Source organism: Paucibacter sp. JuS9 (assembly GCF_044043925.2).
GTDB lineage: Bacteria > Pseudomonadota > Gammaproteobacteria > Burkholderiales > Burkholderiaceae_C > JAUASW01.
The window spans coordinates 2,628,074-2,647,359 of record NZ_CP194172.1 but is presented as its reverse complement, the minus strand read 5'-3'; the positions used below and the strand labels follow the sequence as shown (position 1 = coordinate 2,647,359).

Annotated in this window: 16 protein-coding genes; 7 read left to right on the top strand and 9 right to left on the bottom strand. The window is 65.2% G+C overall.

What is annotated here, in order from left to right; translation table 11 throughout:
- Window positions 1–31: 31 nt before the first annotated feature.
- The 3 genes from ABT392_RS11835 to ABT392_RS11825 all read right to left on the bottom strand — a co-directional run bounded on the left by ABT392_RS11835 (window position 32) and on the right by ABT392_RS11825 (window position 3,853).
- On the bottom strand, window positions 32–1,024 hold the full coding sequence (locus ABT392_RS11835; protein ID WP_395385702.1) for a glucokinase: 993 nt from the start codon (window positions 1,022–1,024) through the stop codon (window positions 32–34).
- Window positions 1,021–2,373: a GH1 family beta-glucosidase gene (locus tag ABT392_RS11830; protein ID WP_395385703.1), complete on the bottom strand. Its 1,353-nt coding sequence runs from the start codon at window positions 2,371–2,373 to the stop codon at window positions 1,021–1,023. The genes ABT392_RS11835 and ABT392_RS11830 overlap by 4 nt, the downstream gene beginning before the upstream one ends.
- Before the next feature lie 712 nt (window positions 2,374–3,085).
- Entirely contained in the window at window positions 3,086–3,853 is a 768-nt protein-coding gene (locus ABT392_RS11825; RefSeq protein ID WP_395385704.1) for a C40 family peptidase, read from the bottom strand.
- A 221-nt stretch (window positions 3,854–4,074) separates the two neighbouring features.
- Between ABT392_RS11825 and ABT392_RS11820 the strand changes: the two genes are divergently transcribed.
- The gene (locus tag ABT392_RS11820; protein WP_395385705.1) at window positions 4,075–5,976 is read left to right on the top strand and encodes a propionate--CoA ligase; all 1,902 of its coding nucleotides are present in this window, start codon (window positions 4,075–4,077) and stop codon (window positions 5,974–5,976) included.
- Between the two features lie 85 nt (window positions 5,977–6,061).
- Here ABT392_RS11820 and ABT392_RS11815 read toward each other — a convergent pair whose 3' ends face one another.
- The 4 genes from ABT392_RS11815 to ABT392_RS11800 form a co-directional block, all read right to left on the bottom strand.
- Window positions 6,062–6,916 carry a Cof-type HAD-IIB family hydrolase gene (locus ABT392_RS11815; protein WP_395385706.1) on the bottom strand — a complete coding sequence of 285 codons (855 nt, stop codon included), beginning with the start codon at window positions 6,914–6,916 and terminating at the stop codon, window positions 6,062–6,064.
- The gene (locus ABT392_RS11810) at window positions 6,913–8,589 is read right to left on the bottom strand and encodes a PhoH family protein (protein WP_334276045.1); all 1,677 of its coding nucleotides are present in this window, start codon (window positions 8,587–8,589) and stop codon (window positions 6,913–6,915) included. The genes ABT392_RS11815 and ABT392_RS11810 overlap by 4 nt, the downstream gene beginning before the upstream one ends.
- A gap of 396 nt (window positions 8,590–8,985) precedes the next feature.
- Window positions 8,986–9,465, bottom strand: coding sequence for a peroxiredoxin (locus tag ABT392_RS11805; protein ID WP_334276044.1), 480 nt, complete (start codon window positions 9,463–9,465; stop codon window positions 8,986–8,988).
- Window positions 9,466–9,573: 108 nt separating this feature from the next.
- Window positions 9,574–9,951: an Mth938-like domain-containing protein gene (locus ABT392_RS11800; protein WP_334276043.1), complete on the bottom strand. Its 378-nt coding sequence runs from the start codon at window positions 9,949–9,951 to the stop codon at window positions 9,574–9,576.
- Window positions 9,952–10,079: 128 nt separating this feature from the next.
- Between ABT392_RS11800 and ABT392_RS11795 the strand changes: the two genes are divergently transcribed.
- The 6 genes from ABT392_RS11795 to speD are packed head-to-tail and all read left to right on the top strand — an operon-like array spanning window position 10,080 to window position 15,892.
- On the top strand, window positions 10,080–11,306 hold the full coding sequence (locus tag ABT392_RS11795; RefSeq protein WP_334276477.1) for a pyridoxal phosphate-dependent aminotransferase: 1,227 nt from the start codon (window positions 10,080–10,082) through the stop codon (window positions 11,304–11,306).
- Window positions 11,307–11,340: 34 nt separating this feature from the next.
- Entirely contained in the window at window positions 11,341–12,651 is a 1,311-nt protein-coding gene (locus tag ABT392_RS11790) for a homoserine dehydrogenase (RefSeq protein ID WP_334276042.1), read from the top strand.
- Entirely contained in the window at window positions 12,651–14,042 is a 1,392-nt protein-coding gene (thrC, locus tag ABT392_RS11785; RefSeq protein WP_395385707.1) for a threonine synthase, read from the top strand. The genes ABT392_RS11790 and thrC overlap by 1 nt, the downstream gene beginning before the upstream one ends.
- Window positions 14,035–15,264: a molybdopterin molybdotransferase MoeA gene (locus ABT392_RS11780; RefSeq protein WP_334276040.1), complete on the top strand. Its 1,230-nt coding sequence runs from the start codon at window positions 14,035–14,037 to the stop codon at window positions 15,262–15,264. The genes thrC and ABT392_RS11780 overlap by 8 nt, the downstream gene beginning before the upstream one ends.
- Entirely contained in the window at window positions 15,261–15,509 is a 249-nt protein-coding gene (locus ABT392_RS11775) for a MoaD/ThiS family protein (RefSeq protein WP_334276039.1), read from the top strand. Before ABT392_RS11780 ends, ABT392_RS11775 begins: the two co-directional genes overlap by 4 nt.
- A gap of 2 nt (window positions 15,510–15,511) precedes the next feature.
- Window positions 15,512–15,892: an adenosylmethionine decarboxylase gene (gene speD / locus ABT392_RS11770; protein WP_395385708.1), complete on the top strand. Its 381-nt coding sequence runs from the start codon at window positions 15,512–15,514 to the stop codon at window positions 15,890–15,892.
- Window positions 15,893–15,918: 26 nt separating this feature from the next.
- Here speD and ABT392_RS11765 read toward each other — a convergent pair whose 3' ends face one another.
- Window positions 15,919–18,504: a hypothetical protein gene (locus ABT392_RS11765; protein ID WP_395385709.1), complete on the bottom strand. Its 2,586-nt coding sequence runs from the start codon at window positions 18,502–18,504 to the stop codon at window positions 15,919–15,921.
- 243 nt (window positions 18,505–18,747) lie between these two features.
- Window positions 18,748–19,278 carry an outer membrane beta-barrel protein gene (locus ABT392_RS11760; protein ID WP_334276037.1) on the bottom strand — a complete coding sequence of 177 codons (531 nt, stop codon included), beginning with the start codon at window positions 19,276–19,278 and terminating at the stop codon, window positions 18,748–18,750.
- Window positions 19,279–19,286: the final 8 nt, after the last annotated feature.

Genomic DNA, 19,286 nt, shown 5'->3' with positions numbered 1-19,286 from the left:
CCAATGGGAGGCGGGTGGACAACAGTTGGCTTCAGGCGGCCAGGGCGCCAGGCGTCCGGCTGGCCGAGGAGAGGGCGATGCAGGCCGCGCCCAGCAGGCCGGGCTGCGCGTGCCTGACCAGCCGCACCGGCACCGCGGCGACCGCCTCCGCGAACGGCCCCTTGGCGCAGAAGCGGGCACGGCAGGCCTCGCTCGTGAGCCAGGGCAGCACGGCTTGCGGCAGGCTGCCAACCAGGTAGGCACCCTGCCAGGCGCCATGCATCAGGACCGCGTCACCCAGCGCCGCAGCCAGGGCCTGGCAGAAGACGCTGACGGCGCCGACCGCCAGCTCGTCATCGTGCGCCGCCAGGATCTGTTCCGGCGACAGCGGGGCCACCATCTGGCCTTCGTCGTGCAGCGCCGCGTAGATGTTCATCAGGCCCGGGCCGCTGATCAGCCTTTCCCAGGAGACCCGCCCATACCGCTGGCGCAGGCGCTGGTGGATGCGCTCTTCCTGCTCGGTTTCGGGCGCGAAGGCAATGTGGCCGCCCTCGGTGTCGCTGATGCGGGTGAGGCCTTCGCCCAGCGAGGCACCCGCCACGCCCAGGCCGGTGCCGGCACCGACGACCACGATGCGTTGCTCGGCCCCCGGCTTGCCGGCGCCGCCCCACAACAGCGTGCTGTCGTCCGGCGTCAGGGCCGGCACGGCGGCAGCCGCAGCGCCGAGGTCGTTGATCAGGTGCACCCGCTCCAGCCGCAGGGACTGCGCCAATTGCGCGGCGTCCAGGGTCCAGCCCAGGTTGGTCATGCGCACCTGCTGGCCCAGCACCCGGCCGGCCACGCTGATCACGGCCGTGGCCACCGGCTGCCCGAGGTCCTGCAGGTAGAGCCGGGCGGCTTCCTCGAAGCTGCTGTACGCCTGGGCGGCGCGGCTCTGCATCTGCGACAGCGCCACGCCGCCATCGGCGCGGCGTGTGGCCAGGGCCAGGCGGAGATTGGTGCCGCCGATGTCGGCCACCAGGTGCGGCAGCGGGGCTTCAGTCATGGTTGGTCGAGCGCCAGCGCGGCGCCTTGGGTCTGTATGACCTGGCTGTAGAAGCGGGCGCTGGCCTTGGGCGTGCGCTCCAGCGTCTCGAAGTTCACGTGCACCAGTCCGAAGCGCTTGGAGAAGCCCAGCGACCATTCCAGGTTGTCCAGGAAAGACCAGGCAAAATAACCGCGTACATCCGCGCCGCGCTGCATCGCCTGGCCCACGGCCTCGATGTGGGTACGCAGGTAGTGCACGCGCAGCGGGTCGTCCACCTGGCCGTTCACCGCATGCGGCGGGTCGTAGAAGGCGGCACCGTTCTCGGTCACATAGAGCGGCAGGCCGCCGTAGCGCTCGTGCATCCACACCAGCGTGTCGGCCAGGCTTTGCGGATGCAGCTCCCAGCCGGTCTCGGTGTAGATGCCGTCCTTCTGCCGCACCGGCGAGGCCGGCACCGGCCAGGCCTTGGCGTCGGCCTGCACGACGGCGCGGGTGTAGTAGTTGAGACCCAGGAAGTCGATGGGCACTTTCAGTGCCTCGACCTCGGCCGCCGGCCAGTCGGGCCACGACTCGCCGAACACCTCGCGCAGCTCCCCGGGGTAGGTGCCCAGCAGGGCAGGGTCCAGGTACTGGCGGTTCATGTAGGCGTCCGCCAGGCGCGCGGCATGGCGGTCGGCCTCGCTGGCGTTCGGGCCCAGATGCTTGGGCTCGATGTTGACCACCAGGCCGATCTTGTTCTTGCCCACGGCCCGGTAGGCCTTGACGCCCTCGGCATGCGAGCGCATCAGGTTGTGCGCCGCCACGGCCGCCTCGTTGGCGCTGCGATGGCCGGGGGCCAGCACGCCGTGCATATAGCCGCCGTCGGCCACCACCCAGGGTTCGTTGAGCGTGGCCCACAGCGGCACGCGGTCGTCCAGCGCCTGGTAGACGATGGTCGCGTAGTCGGCGAACCAGTTCGCCACGTCGGGGTTGAGCCAGCCGCCGCGGTCGTCCAGGGCTTGCGGCAGGTCCCAGTGATAGAGCGTGGCCATGGGCTGGATGCCGGCGGCCAGCAACTCGTCCACCAGGCGCGAATAGAAGTCCAGGCCGGCGGCATTGACCCGCCCGCGCCCCTCCGGCAGCACGCGGCCCCAGGCGATGCTGAAGCGGTAGGCCGTGAGCCCCAGCTGCTTCATCAGCGCCACGTCTTCCTTCATGCGGCGGTAGTGGTCGCAAGCGACGTCACCGGTATCGCCACCCAGGATGCGGCCCGGCGTGCGCGAATAGCGCTGCCAGATGCTCGGCCCCGCGCCATCAGCCAGCGGCGAGCCTTCGATCTGATACGCCGACGTGGCGCAGCCCCAGAGAAACGGAGAGGGGAAGTTCATGGGTGGCTGGTGGTGGCGGGGTGGTGGCGGGGTGGTGGCAACGGTTGTGAGTGCGTTGTGAAAACGTTTACATGACTATAGCGGGGGGTGGGGAGGGGAGGCTATGGGGTAGTTACCCGGGGGGAAGACGGCTTTGCAGCGATTGCAGTCAGCGGACGCTGGCCGATGTACTCACGCTGTCTGGCGACAAGCAGTCATTTGCTCGGACTTCTACAGGTGGATGCTGAGCCCTTAAGCAAGACCTCGACCACGAGTCCTACAACGACATTGTTCGCAACGGCTATCCCTCGCGAGACTGAGCTCGGTCGAGGTTGACGCCAAGAACTTGACGAGCTACCTCCAATGGCAAAAAGCCGCCGCCAGTCCTAGAGGACCAGGCAGTCTCTTGCGACCCATTGCGAGAAGGTCCGATGAATATGCGAGTGCTTCTGGAAGACGCGCTGCCTTGCAGGGTTTTTGATGAGATCCGATCCGCAGGTTCGGTGCCGTGGGATCAAGGCCAGGCGTGTACCTTTGGCCAGCCTGCTGGATTTGGTCCTTGCAAAGACTATCGAGCGCAGCAAGAAAGGATGAAGGCGCAGAGAGCATGAGCAAACTCTATGGCAGTTGGCCGAACTGCAGCTCGGTGAATGTCGGGTGACGAACGCAGCCGTCTCTCGGACGGTCTGCCACGAATGACTCAGATCAGCCTGGCGCCGACACCCCACCCGCCTCAGTGCGCCACCGTCAACCCCACTCCCGCCGCCTCACCCACCGGCACGCTGCCGCCACTCGGCAGATTGGCGCGCCTGGCGCCGGTGAAGCGCTTGGACCAGTAGGCTTCGCGCATGTCTTCCACGCGCACGGCGCTGCCGGTGCGGGGGGCGTGGATGAACTTGCCTTCGCCGACGTAGATGCCCACGTGCGAGAAGGTGCGGCGCATGGTGTTGAAGAACACCAGGTCGCCGGGCTTGAGTTCGTCCTTGCGGACGTTCTTCAGGCCTGACATGCCGGCCTGTTCTTCGGCGCGGTGCGGCAGCACCATGCCGACGCTCATCTCGAAGATGTAGCGGGTGAAGCCGCTGCAGTCGAAGCCGTTTTCTTCGGAGTTGCCGCCGCGCTTGTAGGGCACGCCGAGGAAGTTCATGGCCGAGAGCACCAGGTCCGACGCGGTGTCGCGCACCTGGTTCAAGAGCTTGGTGGAGCCCGCGCTCTGCAAGAGGCCGCGCTGCTGCAGGAAGCGGCTCACGGGGTCGTTGCTGACCTGGCTGGGGCCGGCCACGGTGGCCACCGAGGCCACCAGTTGCTGCGCCTGCAGCATCTGCTGCCCCTGGCCCCAGGCACCCGTCACCATGCCGGGCGGCGGCAAGGGTGCGCTGCCGCTCTGCTGCGCCACGGCACCCCCGGCGGCCAGGCACAACAGGGCCGCACCAGCGAGCTGGCGCAGCACAAGGAGATGGCGGGGGAGGGGGCGCGAGAGCTCGCGGCGTGGGAATGGCATATCGGCCGCGCAGCTTACGGAGGGGTCTGCGGGGGTGTCAAGAAAGGCAATGTAAGAGCGGCAGGATTTCAGGGAAAACCCGTTATTGGACCACGGCGCTGCAGCGTGCCGGCTGATTCGGGGTTTGCGCAAACGCAATGAAGTGCGCTTGTTCACGCGCCGGTCAGACTGTCGTCAGTGCGCCTGTTTGAAATGCCCAGCAATATTCAGGAGACGAGCCCATGACCGCAAGCAACCGCTATGCCGATTTCTACCAGCGTTCAATCGACCAGCGCGACGAATTCTGGGCCGAGCAGGCCGAGTTGATCGAATGGCAGACGCCGCCTCAACAGGTTTGCGATGCCAGCAACCCGCCGTTTGCGCGCTGGTTCGTCGGCGGCCGCACCAACCTCTGCCACAACGCGGTGGACCGCCATGCCCGCGACCATGCCAGCCGCCGCGCGCTGATCTGGGTCTCGACCGAAACCGGGCAGGAAAAGGTCTACAGCTTTGCCGAGCTGCAAGCCGAGGTGGAGCGCATGGCGGCGATCATGCTGGCGCAGGGCGTGCAGCGCGGCGACCGGGTGCTGGTCTATATGCCGATGATTCCCGAGGCCGCGTTTGCGATGCTGGCCTGCGCGCGCATCGGCGCCATTCATTCGGTGGTGTTCGGCGGCTTTGCCAGCGTGAGCCTGGCTCAGCGCATCGATGACGCCGCGCCCAAGCTGATCGTCAGCGCCGATGCCGGCAGCCGCTCGGGCAAGGTCGTGCCCTACAAGCATCTGCTGGATGAGGCGATCAAGCTCGCGACGCACAAGCCGGCGCGCGTGCTGATGGTCAACCGCGGTCTCGCCGAGATGAGCCGCGTGGACGGGCGTGACCTCGATTACGCCGCCGAGCGCGAGCGCCACCTGAATGAGCGCGTGCCCTGCGCCTGGCTGGAGTCCAACGAGGTCAGCTACACGCTCTACACCAGCGGCACCACTGGCCGACCAAAGGGCGTGCAGCGCGACGTTGGCGGCTACGCGGTGGCGCTGGCCGCGAGCATGAAGCACATCTTCTGCGCCAAGCCGGGCGAGACCTACTTCTCCACCAGCGACATCGGCTGGGTGGTGGGCCACAGCTACATCATCTACGGCCCCTTGTTGGCCGGCATGGCCACGGTGATGTACGAAGGCCTGCCCACGCGGCCCGATGCGGGCATCTGGTGGCAATTGGTCGAGAAGTACAAGGTCTCGGTGATGTTCAGCGCGCCCACGGCCGTGCGTGTCTTGAAGAAGAGCGACCCGGCCTTTCTCGCCAAATACGATCTCAGTTCGCTGCAGGCCCTGTTCCTGGCCGGCGAGCCGCTGGACGAACCCACGGCGCGCTGGATTTCCGAGGGCATTGGCCGACCCATCATCGACAACTACTGGCAGACCGAAACCGGCTGGCCCATCCTCACTGTGGCCAACGGCGTGGAATCCGCGAAGAGCAAGTTCGGCTCGCCCGGCAAGGCCATGTACGGCTTTGACATGAAGCTGGTGGACGAGAACACCGGCGAAGACATTGCGGGCGCCCACCAGAAGGGCCTGCTCGCCATTGCCCACCCCTTGCCGCCGGGTTGCCTGCAGACGGTGTGGGGCGACGACGAGCGCTTCGTGAAGACCTACTGGACGAGCATCCCCGGCCGCCAGCTCTATTCCACCTTCGACTGGGGCGTGCGCGACGAGGAGGGCTATTACTTCATCCTGGGCCGCAGCGACGACGTGATCAATGTGGCCGGCCACCGCCTGGGCACGCGCGAGATCGAGGAAAGCCTCTCAAGCCATCCGAACGTGGCCGAGGTGGCCGTGGTCGGCGTGGCCGATCAGTTGAAGGGGCAGGTGGCCATGGCCTTCGTGGTCTTGAAGGACCCGACCAAGGCCGCCACACCCGAAGAGGCGTTGCGCCATGAAGGCGAGATCATCAAGCGCGTCGACGAGCAGCTGGGCGCCGTGGCCCGGCCGGCGCGCGTGCGCTTCGTCACCGTGCTGCCCAAGACGCGCTCGGGCAAGCTCCTGCGCCGCGCCTTGCAGGCGGTGTGCGAGGGGCGCGATCCTGGCGACCTCTCCACCATCGAAGACCCGACGGCGCTGGCACAGGTCAAGGCATTGTTCGCCTGACACCCTGTTGCAGAGTGCCGCCCTTGCGGAGCTGGGTAGTGCCGCCGAGGCACTGCCGCTGGCGCAGGCCAGCGTTCAGGCGGCACTAAGCGCCTGACCCCGGTGGCCGACGCCAGTCGGTCTCGATGAAGCGGACGACACTGTCCTCGTGGTGCGGGCCGATGACGGTATGCGCCACGGCCTTGACGGCATCGATGGCATTGCCGACCGCAATGCCCCGGTGCGCAGCGCGCAGCATGCTCACGTCGTTGATGTGGTCGCCAAAGACCACGATCTCGCGTTCATGCAGGTCGTAGCGTTCGGCCAGGGTCTTGATCGCCTGGTCCTTGGTGGCTCGCCGGTCATGGATGGTGAGCCAGGGCCAGCCGGGGCGATAGAGGTCCTCGTTCATGTGGATCTCGAGACGGCCCTGGGCCAGCCCTTCGACCTCGGCCATCAAGGCCTGCAAGGGTTCTGCACGGTCCACGACGACGATGGTCACGGCCGGGTCGTGCAGCACGTCCTGCAGGCGCTCGACCTGGCGGAAGCGCGGGTCGCGGTTGCGATGGCGCTCCTCGACAAAGCGCTCTTGCGCCTCGTTGTGGGCCGACTGCCAGAACAGCTGGTCGCCCTTGGGCCCGTGCGTTGCCACGAACGGCATCTTGTCGTGCCGGCGTATCAGCGCGAACACTTCTTGCGCCAGCGAGGGCTCCATCGCATTGACCATCTCGTGGCGGCCGCTGGCGTAGTCGCTCAGGTAGGCACCATTCGACGAGATGACCGGCAGCTGCAAGGGCAGGTTGCCCAGCAGCTGCTTGATCGAGACGATGTGGCGCGCACTCGCGATGGTGAAGGTCAGGCCTTCGTCCAGCAGACGGACCAGGCCAGCGCGCGTGGACTCCGCGAGCTGGCCGGTCGGGTCGAGCAGGGTGCCGTCGAGATCGCTTACATACAGAGTCACAAGACTTCGGAAGCAAAGTCCGCCAGGCGCGAACGCTCGCCGCGGGCCAGCGTCACATGGCCGCTGTGGGCCCAGCCCTTGAAGCGGTCTACAGCGTAGGTCAGGCCCGAGGAGCCTTCGGTCAGGTAGGGCGTGTCGATCTGCGCCAGGTTGCCCAGGCAGACGATCTTGGTGCCCGGGCCGGCGCGGGTGATCAGCGTCTTCATCTGCTTGGGCGTCAGGTTCTGCGCCTCGTCGATGATCACGTACTTGTTCAGGAAGGTGCGGCCGCGCATGAAGTTCAGGCTCTTGATCTTGATCTTGCTGCGCACGATGTCGTTGGTTGCCGCACGGCCCCATTCGCCAGCGGCGCTGTCGCCACGGGCCAGCACTTCGAGGTTGTCGTCCAGGGCGCCCATCCATGGGCCCATCTTTTCTTCCTCGGTGCCGGGCAGGAAGCCGATGTCCTCGCCCACCGGCACGGTGACACGGGTGACGATGATCTCGCTGTAGCGGCGCTCATCGAGCACTTGCGACAAGCCGGCGGCCAGCGTCATCAGCGTCTTGCCGGTGCCGGCGGTGCCGGTCAGGGTGATGAAGTCGACCTCGGGGTCCATCAGCAGGTTCAAGGCGAAGTTCTGCTCGCGGTTGCGCGAGGCGACACCCCAGACCGAATGCTTCTGATGGCCGTAGTCCTTCACGGTGCGCAGCACGGCGGTCTTGCCGGTGATCTCGGTGACCTTGGCATAAAGCGGCGCGGCGCCCGGCGCTTCCAGGTAGACGAACTCGTTGATCAGCAGCGTGGGCACCAGCGGGCCGCTGATGCGGTAGTAGGTCAGGCCGCCTTGCTGCCAGCTCTCCATGGTCTTGCCATGGCGCTCCCAGAAGTCATTGGGCAGCTGCTGCACGCCGGTGTAGAGCAGGTCGGAGTCTTCCAGCGTCTTGTCGTTGCGGTAATCCTCCGCCGGCAGGCCCAGCGCGCGGGCCTTGATGCGCATGTTGATGTCCTTGGACACCAGCACCACTTCGCGCTTCGGGTCGAGCCTTTTCAGGGCCTGCACGACGCCAAGGATCTGGTTGTCCGCCTTGCCCTGGGGCAGCCCTTGCGGCAGCGGCATGTCGATCAATTGCGTCTGGAAGAACAGCTTGCCGCCGGCTTCGCGGTGGCCGGTGTGGTCCAGGGGCAGGCCCTTGGCCATTTCCTCGAGATTGCTGCTCTTCATCGAGGCCGCCAGCTGGTCCAGCTCGCGGCTGACCTGGCGCACATTGCGCGCCACTTCGGTCATGCCCTTCTTGTGCCCGTCCAGCTCTTCGAGCGTGATCATGGGCAGGTAGACGTCGTGTTCCTCGAAACGGAACAGGCTCATCGGGTCGTGCATCAGCACATTGGTGTCGAGCACGAAGAGCTTGGGGTTGCCCACGCTCCTGGCCTTGGCGGGCCCGCGTTTGTTGCCGGCAACGGGTGCTGCACGGCTGCCGGCGGCCTTGGTGGCCGGGGTGGGCCGGGCGGGCGTGGATTCGGGGCTGCGGGCCACGGTCGGCACGATGCTCAGGGGTCTTGCCTCGTTGGCAGCCGGTGCCGGGCGGGCAGTGGGTTTTGCCGCGGCAGGGGGCTTGCTGACAGTCAGCGTGGTGGCGTAGGCGGTAGGTTCGAGTCGGCTGGCGCGCTTGGTGGGGGCTTTGGGCAGAGGCATGAGGCTTGGTGTCAGGGCGGGCTGAATCGCCCTCTCAGGTGAATGCCAGGGGCGGAACAAGCCACGGGGGCCGATGCCGAAGGTTCTGAAAAGCAAAAAGCCGCACAGGCTGCTGTGCGGCTTTGTTGGTTGGTGCGGCTTTGGCGACCCTCGGGCATGGGCTGATTATGCACATCCCGGATGACGGTTTCGGGCTTGGCTGCGCGAGCAGCAGGGCTGCTGTGCAAAAAGCGACGGGCCAATATCAGGTTCGTCGCGCGCTTCCCGCAGGATTGGGGGCGAGGCAACCCAGGTTCTCCCAGGCGATGCAGCTTGAAAGCGCGACGGGCCAACAAAAAAGTCGGCGTCCTCAGGGGAAACGCCGACTCTGTCTTGCGCGGATGCACGCCTAAGCTATCAGGCTGCTTCCTTCTTCAATGCCTTGACCGACTTCAGCACTTCATCCACATGGCCGGCCACCTTGATGCCGCGCCATTCTTCGCGCAGCACGCCGCTGGCGTCGATCAGGAAGGTGGAGCGCTCGATGCCCTTGACCTTCTTGCCGTACATGATCTTGTTCTTGACCACGCCGAACATGTGGCAGAGCTTTTCTTCGGTGTCGGCGATCAGCTCGAAGGGCAGTTCAAGGTTTTGCTTGAACTTGTCGTGCGAAGCCATGTTGTCGCGCGAAACACCCAGCACGACTGCGCCGGCCTTCACGAAATCCTTGTGGCGGTCGCGGAATTGCATCGCTTCGGTGGTGCAACCTGGGGTATTGTCCTTCGGGTAGAAGTACAAGACCACAACCTGACCGTGGAATGCATGAGGCGTGAACTTCACGCCGCCGGTGGCGAGAGCTTCAATTTCCGGGAGAGGTTTGTTGAGCGCTGGCGTCATGTGGCGTTCTGTAGACTGTAGTGCTGCCCGGATGGGCATAGCCAGCGATTATACGTTGAACGGCAACCCGGCTCCTGACGCTGCTTCAGGCGTCAATCATTCGTATGCTCATTCGGGGTCGATCAGCAGGGCGGCCAGCACGGCGCGGCCCTCGCTGGCCAGCACGTTGTAGGTGCGGCAGGCGGCGCCCAAGTCCATGGTTTCCACCCCGATGCGCGCCTGGATCAGGCTGCGATAGAGCTGAGGCCTGGCGAAGCGGATGCGCGCGCCGCTGCCGAAAACCACCAGTTCGGGCTTGCACGCCAGGATCTGCTCGAAATGTGCTTCCGTCAGGTCTTCGAACCGGCTCAGCGGCCACGGCTGCACCTCGCCACGCCAGGGGACGAGCAGGCTGGCGCGGTGCGGCTGGCCATTGACCCAGACACATTGGCCGTCGTGGCGCGAGATGGCGTTGCCGCCTTGCTGTTCGTCGAGCTGGAATTTCATGGGGTCGGAGATTTGGGCTGCCGCGAAGCGAGCCTGCGTTGTTTGCGAAAGCGCCAGCGGCGCCCCTGGGGAAAGCCCTGCTACCCTGTGGTCAAATTCTACTTTTGCCCCGGAGTCTGCGCCCCGTGATGAAGCCTGTCGCCAAGTCCAGCAAGCTGGCCAATGTCTGTTACGACATCCGTGGACCCGTGCTCGACAAGGCGCGAGCGATGGAGGAAGAGGGCCAGAAGATCATCAAGCTGAACATCGGCAACATCGCCGCATTCGGCCTGATGCCGCCGGACGAGATCGTGCAGGACATGATCCGCAACCTGCCCGATGCCGCCGGCTACACCGATTCCAAGGGCCTTTTCGCACCGCGCAAGGCAGTGGTGCACTACTGTCAGGAAAAGAACATCCGCGGCGTCACCATCGACGATGTCTACCTCGGCAACGGTGCTTCCGAGCTGATCGTGATGGCGCTCAACGCGCTCCTGGACAACGGCGACGAGGTGCTGCTGCCCGCACCCGACTACCCGCTCTACACCGCCGCCGTGGCGCTCTCGGGTGGCAACCCGGTGCACTACATCTGCGACGAGAGCAGCGACTGGTTCCCCGACATCGAGGACATCAGGCGCAAGATCACGCCGGCCACCAAGGCCATCGTCGTCATCAACCCGAACAACCCGACCGGCGCGCTCTATCCCGAGAGCCTCCTGCTGCAGATCGTCGAACTGGCCCGTCAGCACCAGCTGATCATCATGGCTGACGAGATCTACGACAAGACGCTGTACGACGGCAATGTCCACACCAGCATTGCCTCGCTGGCCGACGACGTGCTGTGCCTGACCTTCAACGGCCTGTCAAAAAACTACCGCAGTTGCGGTTACCGCGCCGGCTGGATGATCGTCTCCGGCGAGAAGCGCCATGCGAAGGACTACATCACCGGCCTCAACATGCTGGCCTCGATGCGACTGTGCGCCAACACGCCGGGCCAGCTCGCGATCCAGACTGCGCTGGGCGGCTATCAAAGCATCAAGGACCTGGTGGCGCCCGGTGGCCGCCTGTGCCGCCAGCGCGACCTGGCCTACGATTTGCTCACCCAGATCCCGGGTGTCAGCGTGGTCAAGCCCAAGGCGGCGCTGTACATGTTCCCCCGCCTGGACCCCAAGATCTACCCGATCGAGGACGACCAGCAGTTCGCCTACGAGCTGCTCGCCGAGGAAAAGGTGCTGATCGTGCAAGGGACGGGCTTCAACTGGATTGCCCCCGATCATTTCCGCCTGGTGTTCCTGCCCAATTCCGACGACCTCGCGGAAGCCGTGGGCCGCATCGAACGCTTCCTGTCGCACTACCGCAAGCGTGCAGGCCGTTGAACTGAAATCCCCTGAGACGAAACCGAGACATCAAATGAACGCGATCAAAGTCGGCCTGCTGGGCATTGGCACCGTGGGCAGTGGCACCTTCAACGTGCTGAACCGCAACCAGGCAGAGATTCGCGGCCGTGCCGGCCGTGGCATCGAGATTGCGATGGTGGCCGACCTCGATACCGCCCGCGCCAAGAGCATTGTGGGCAACGCCTGCGAAGTGGTGAGCGATGCACGCCAGGTGATCGCCAACCCCGAGATCGACATCGTTGTCGAGCTGATCGGCGGCTATGGCGTGGCCAAGACCCTGGTGCTGGAGGCGATTGCCGCCGGCAAGCATGTGGTCACCGCCAACAAGGCGCTGCTGGCCGTGCATGGCACGGAGATCTTTGCCGCTGCCCATGCCAAGGGCGTGATCGTCGCGTTTGAAGCGGCCGTGGCCGGTGGCATTCCCATCATCAAGGCGCTGCGCGAAGGCCTCACCGCCAACCGCATCGAATGGATCGCCGGCATCATCAACGGCACGACCAACTTCATCCTGTCGGAAATGCGCGGCAAGGGCCTGGACTTCGCCACCGTGCTGAAGGAGGCGCAGCGCCTCGGCTATGCCGAGGCCGACCCGACCTTCGACATCGAAGGCGTGGACGCGGCGCACAAGGCGACCATCATGTCGGCCATCGCCTTCGGCATTCCGGTGCAGTTCGACAAGGCGCATGTCGAGGGCATCACGCAGCTGCAGGCGGCCGACATCAAGTACGCCGAGCAGCTCGGCTATCGCATCAAGCTCTTGGGTCTGACGCGCCGTCGCGAGAACGGCATCGAGCTGCGCGTGCACCCGACGCTGATCCCGACCAACCGCCTGATCGCCAACGTCGAAGGCGCGATGAATGCCGTGGTGGTGCAGGGCGATGCCGTGGGCACGACCCTGTACTACGGCAAGGGCGCCGGCTCCGAGCCCACGGCCTCGGCCGTGATTGCCGACCTGGTGGACATCACCCGCCTGCACACGGCCGACCCCGAGCACCGCGTGCCGCACCTGGCCTTCCGGCCTGACGCGATGAGCGACACGCCTATCCTCGCGATGGACGAGGTGCTGACCAGCTTCTACCTGCGCCTGCGTGTGGCCGACGAAGCCGGCGTGCTCTCGCGCATCACCACCATCCTGGCCGAGAACGACATCTCGATCGACGCCGTGCTGCAGCGCGAGTCGGCCGAAGGCGAGAAGCAGACCGACCTGATCATCCTGACGCACGAGACCGTCGAAGGCCGCATGAACAAGGCGCTGGCATTGATGCAGGGCCTGCCGACGGTGCTGGCGCCGATCGTCCGCTTGCGCAAAGAGGAACTCGCCTGATGCGCTACATCAGCACCCGCGGCGACAAGACCGAGCGCCGTTTCTGCGAGATCCTGCTGGAAGGCCTGGCGCCGGACGGCGGTCTCTACCTGCCTGTTGCGTATCCGCAGGTCAGTGATGCAACGCTGACGAAGTGGCGCAACCTCTCCTACGCCGAGCTGGCTTTCGAGATCCTCAGCCTCTACATCGACGACATCCCTGCCGAAGACCTGCGCGCCATCACACAGCGCACGTACACCGAAGCGGTGTTCGGTACGGCGGCGATCACGCCATTGAAGCAGCTTGAGCCCGGCCTCGCGCTGGAAGCCTTGTCCAACGGCCCGACGCTGGCCTTCAAGGACATGGCGATGCAACTGCTCGGCCAATTGTTCGAGTACGAGCTGGGCCGCCGTGGCGAAACGCTGAACATCCTCGGTGCCACCTCGGGCGACACCGGCAGCGCCGCTGAATACGCCATGCGCGGCAAGGCGGGCGTCAATGTATTCATGCTCTCGCCGCTGGGCCGCATGAGCCCCTTCCAGCAGGCGCAGATGTTCAGCCTGCAGGACAAGAACATCCACAACATCGCCGTTGAGGGCGTGTTCGACGACTGCCAGGACATTGTCAAGGCAGTGTCCAACGACCTCGCGTTCAAGCGCCAGCACAAGATCGGCACGGTCAACTCGATCAACTGGGCACGCCTGCTGGCCCAGGTCGTCTACTACTTCGCCGGCTATCTGCAAGCCACGAAGTCGAACAGCGACAAGGTCAGCTTCTGCGTGCCCTCGGGCAACTTCGGCAACGTCTGCGCCGGCCATGTGGCCCGCCAGATGGGCCTGCCCATCGCCAAGCTCGTGGTGGCGACGAACGAGAACGACGTGCTGGACGAGTTCTTCCGTACCGGCAGCTACCGTCCGCGCGGCAGTGCCGAGACGCATGAAACATCGAGCCCCTCGATGGACATTTCCAAGGCCAGCAACTTCGAACGCTTCGTTTTCGACCTCCTCGGTCGCAACGGCGCGCGCGTGAAGGCGCTGTTCGGCGCGGGCGGGTTTGCGCTGACGGCTGAAGAGCATGCGGCGATTGCGCGTTTCGGCTTCAGTTCCGGCCGCAGCACGCATGCCGACCGGCTGGCGACGATCAAGCTCTGCCATCAGCGCTACGGCCAGCTGATCGACACCCACACGGCCGATGGCCTCAAGGTCGCCTTGGAACAGCGCGAGCCGGGCGTGACGATGCTGGTGCTGGAGACAGCGCTGCCGGCCAAGTTCGCTGCCACCATCCGCGAGGCGCTGGACATCGAGCCGCCGCGGCCTGCAGGTCTTGAGAACATCGAGGCCCTGCCAAAGCGCGTCACCGAAATGAAGGCCGACGCACAAGCCGTCAAGCAGTTCATCGTCGACCATGTCTGAAGCCCCCCGGCCGGCGCTGCAAAGCCTGGACGACGCGCTCGCGCGGCTTCTGAACCAGGTCGCGCCGCTGGGTCAGTTCGAAAGCCTGCCCACCGCTGATGCGCTCGGCCGCGTGCTGGCCGCCGAGGTTCGCTCGCTGATCGACGTGCCGCCGGCGGACAACACCGCCATGGATGGCTATGCGCTTTGCGCAGCTGACGTGGCCGAGCTCGGCACCGTGTTGCCGGTTGCACAGCGCGTGCCTGCCGGCGTGGTCGGCGCCAAGCATCAGGCCGGCACGGCGGCGCGCATCTTCACCGGCGCGCAGATTCCGCTCGGCGCCGATGCGATCGTGATGCAGGAGCAATGCGAAACGGTCGCTGGCGAAGGCCTCGGCAGTGTGCGCATCAACACCGCAGTGAAAAGCGGCCAATGGATACGACGCCGGGGCGAGGACGTGGAGCGGGGCAGCCTGGTGCTCGCTGCTGGTCATCGCCTGGACGCTGCCGCCTTGGGGCTGGCGGCTTCAGTCGGCGCCGCGCATTTGAACGTGGCCAAGCGGGTGCGCGTGGCCTTGTTCTCAACCGGCGACGAGTTGGTGATGCCCGGCGAGCCCTTGAAGCCCGGCGCGATCTACAACAGCAACCGCTTCACCTTGCGCGGGCTCTTGCAAGGCCTGGGCTGCGAAGTGATCGATCTCGGCATCGTGCCGGACCAGCTCGATGCCACGCGCGCCGCCTTGCGCGAAGCCGCTTCGAAGAGCGACCTGATCATTACCTCTGGCGGCGTCTCGGTCGGCGAGGAAGACCATCTGCGCCCCGCCGTGCAGGCCGAGGGCAGCCTGGACCTCTGGCAGATCGCCATCAAGCCCGGCAAGCCCTTGGCTTTCGGCCAGGTCAGCAAGGCTTGGTTCATCGGATTGCCGGGCAATCCTGTGGCCAGCTTCGTCACCTTCCTGCTGCTTGTGCGCCCGGTCATCCTGCGCATGCAAGGCGCCACGAAACTGACGCCGCGGCGACTGAGCTTGCGCGCAGATTTCGCCTGGCCCCGGGCCGACAAGCGCCGCGAGTTCCTGCGCGTCCGCTTGAATGACGCGGGCGGTCTCGAGCTGTTCGCGAACCAGAGTTCAGGTGTCCTGAGCTCGGCCGTCTGGGGCGATGGCCTGGTCGACAACCCGCCGTCCACGACGATTGCCGCCGGCGATGTCGTCAGCTATCTGCCGTTTTCCGAGCTGCTGTCATGAGCATCACCGTCCGCTATTTCGCCTCGCTCCGCGAAGCACTGGGCAGCAGCGAACAGCTCGATGCTGCAGGCCTCAGCCTGGCTCAGCTGCGTGACCACCTGATCGCCAGGGACGCCGCTCATGCCGATGTGCTGGCGCGTGGCCGTGCAGTGCGATGCGCTCTGAACAAGCAGATGTGCGATGAGTCGACGCTCATTCCTGACGACTCGGAAGTCGCCTTCTTTCCACCCGTCACTGGCGGCTGAGCATGCAAGGCCTGCACCTCACTGCCGATCTGAGTGGCTGCGATCCGGCGCAGCCGCTGATGACCAACACCGAAGCCCTGCGCGCGCTTTGCGTCGAGGCCGTGGCTGCGGCCGGGCTCGGCGCTGTGGCCGAACTCTTTCATCGGTTCGAGCCGGCGCCCGGCGAAAGCCAGAGCGGCATCACGGGTGTTGTGCTGCTGGCTGAATCGCACCTGGCGATTCATACCTGGCCGGAGCGCGGTGGCGTGACGCTGGACGTCTACGTTTGCAATCTCGGGCAAGACAACAGCGACAAGGCGGAAGCGCTCGGCGCCGCCATGGTGGCTGCATTCGGCGCGCGAGAAGTCGATTCGCAGCGCCTGCGTCGAGGCCGCGCCGGCTGAAGCTCTCGATCGCCCGGCTCACCGGCTCATCGGCGCCATCGCATCTGCCCATGCAGCGGCGGCCCGGACTCTTCGCAAAGTTGCATGAACCTGAGATCGAGCGCCGACAGGCTGTTGCCGTCATAGGCCACGGCGTCTATGACGAACCAACCGCTGAGCGTGTTGCAACCCCTGCTGTTGCCACCAAAGTCGAGGCCACCCCGTGCGGGATTCATGCTGATGACTCTTTTTAGATCGCCGTAGTAGCCGGCTTGAAGCCGTGTCAGCGGCAGCATGGGCTGGAGGTCAAGACCCCAGCCGGGGTCGCCGAAGAACACGACCTTCACACCTCGATCTTCTGCAAACACCTTGAACTCATGGTTTGTAGGCGTGACGAGCAGATTTCCGCCATTGCCGACGAAGCTGCCGGGCGCGCTGTGGATGAACAGGTAGTTGCCGCTTGCCGGTGTTTGCGAAGCAGGCAGGCGCCACAGATCGCTGGGTGCAGGATAGACCGGGCCCGGTGGCTGAACCAGGTCGTTGGCCACCCAATGCACACGGCCCCGAAGTGGCGTGTAGTTGGAGTCGCAATACTGCTCGAAGCTCAGGTCCAGTGCATGGACGCCGTTGGCATCGCGGGTGATCTTGTCGATCGTGAAATTGCCCCTCTGGGCCATGCAGCCGCGGCCATCACCAGACCAGCCACTGAATATCGGCATACCCTGGGCCGCATCCAGTGGGTAGGTGCCTGGGCCTGGAACATTGTCAGGCTGCGTCGTATCCATGAACTTTCCGGTCCAGGCCGTATCGCCGCTGACCCTGACCACGACGCTGCGGCTGGTGGCCTCCACCTTGATCAGCGAGGTGGCCGAGCTGAAGAGATAGTAGCGCCCGGCACCAATGAAGTCGTCTGCGCCGCTGTCCAGCACGACATAGCTGCCATGGTCCGGAGGCGTGAGGGAGGGCGGTTGAACAGGCTGGAGAGGTGGATCAATGCGGTTCTCGAGCACGATCGGGTCGGTGGATGCCCAACGAATGCGGCCGCGAAGGCGCTTGTCACTGCCAGCGCAGATCTGCTCGAAGCGCAGGTCGATGCGGCGCAGCTCGCCGTAGGTGTGGGCGATGTCGTCAACGACAAACCAGCCCGTGGCGCTGCAGCCGCGCCCCTGGCCTGTCCAGCTGATGCCGCCCCTGGCCGGGTTGTGAAATGGCGCCCCCAATAGGCCTGCGTACAGGCCAGGCTGCAGCAGCCGCCGGCTGACATCGCCGGCAAAGGTGGCGTTCCATTCGCCGCTCGGCACACTGACCCTGAGGGATCCCGACTTGTCGAAAACACTGAACAACGCCGGGCTGCCCGAGTAGAGCAAGGTTTGCCCCTGGCTGATTGACTCTCCCGCCTCACCTTCCAGGTAGACGAAGTTGCCGGTCGCCGGCACTGCCGCGGTAGGTGGCTGCCAGAGATTGGCGGGTACTTGGAGGATTGGGCCAGCGGGCAGGGTCTGCTGGTCGATCGACCAACGGAGCTTGCCGCGCAGGGGCTGGCCTACACCGTCGCCACAGCGCTGCTCGAAACGAAGCTCGAGCTGGGTCATGACGTCACCCTGGTAGCGAACCGAATCGACGGCGAGCCAGCTCTTGCTGCCGCTTGATGTGCAGCCAGTGATGCCAGTGTGCCAGGTCAGGCCGCCCTTGCGTGGGTTGCGGTTGGCATGGTCATGCAGATTCTGGTAGTAGCCGACCTGAACTCTTGACAACGAATCCATGACCTGGATATCACCGTACCAGTTCACGTCTCCCTTCACGACGAATCGCATATGGGGGCCGGCAAGTTCCGGATAGATCAGCGTGTCGGCGTGCGTGTGCAGCAGGGTTCTTCCCAGGCCAACCTGATCTCCGGCAGCGCTTTCCATATAGATGTAGTTGCCACTGGCTGGAGTGGCGCCGGCGGGCGGCGCCCACAGCGTCGCCGGGATGGGCTGAACCGGGCCGGGGCCCCGCCTGGTGTCCGAAGCCAGCCAGCGCAGTGCACCCTTCAAGGGTCCGCCGACACCTATGCATGTGTGCTCGAAACTGAGACTCACCTCGGACAAGGACGCACCTTCCCACACTACCCGTTCCACCGTGACGCGGGATCGGGGGCTCCCGCAAAGCGATGACGTCGTCTGCGCCTGCAGGTAGAAGCTCCCGTACGGAGAATGTGGACCCTGAGTGTCGGCGAGGTCAGGGTAGTCTCCCGGCTTCAGGCCGGAAGCCTGGTCGACCAGCGACAGTCGCGCCGTCCACTGCTCGTCACCGAGCACCTTGATGCTGAGCGTGCCGCCTTCGTGCGTGACGGCAATCGAGGCGTCAACCTGCGTGTAGCTGTAGCTTTTGCCCTTCGCCAGCGGGTTGTCGCTGGCGCTGGTCAAGGCCACCGCGGTGCCACTCACGGGCAGCTGCGGCGTTGGCACGGTTGGGGTGGTGGGTGTGGTCGGGGTGCCGGGGTTTGTGGGCGTCGTTGGCTGCGTTGGTGCGGTGCCGCTGCTGCCGCCGCCGCCGCACGCAGTCAGCGTCAGGGCTGCCAGCACCGCCAGCGCGCGCAGCCACGGGGTTGCACGGCTGAATGGACGAACCGGAACAGAGGCGGTGAGCAAGACGGAAGATCGCATTCAGGGTTGTGAGCCAGTGCTCGATGGGCAGCTTCGAGGGGCGCGAGTGTTGCATGACTGTGCGGCGCAGAAAAGGTCATTCCGGCGAAAGTGCGCACCCCAACTGGCCAAAGTGTTCGCTGTTCGCGCATCGGTGTAGTGGCGATATGACGCGCATCCGAAGAAGTGGCTCTCCAGAATAGAAAAGCCCCGCCGAAGCGGGGCTGGTCTGCAGGGGTAGTGTCTGGATCAGAACGCGTAGTTCAGGCCCACATTGAACTGCTGAATCTTCACATTGACCGAGTCGGTGCCGGTGCCGATCTTGTTGCTGCCCAGGTTCACGTACTCGGCGCGCAGGCTCAGGTTCTTGTCGAAAGCGTAGTCGCCGCCGAAGCCGAACAGGGCCTTGCTCTTGTGCAGCGAGTAGGTCGCATTGCCTTGCGACAGGTCCAGGGAGTTGCGGCTCATGCCCAGGCGGCCGAACAGCGAGAACTCCTTGGTGATCGGGGCGATGCCCAGCACCGAGGCGTGGATGGCGTTGGCGGTGATGGAGACGCCGTCTTCCTTCCACTTGCCCATGCGGCGCGCTTGCAGTTCAAAGGCGACGTTCTCGTTCAGCGAGTAGCCGAGTGTGGCGCCGAAGCCGGTCTTGCGCTCTTTTTCGCCTTCGGCCTTGAACTGGCTGGAGCTGATGTCTCCACCGATGTACCAAGTCTTGTCAGCGGCAGAAGCGTGGGCAGCGATGAAGGCCAGGGCGGCCAGGGCAACAATCTTCTTCATGGGTCGTG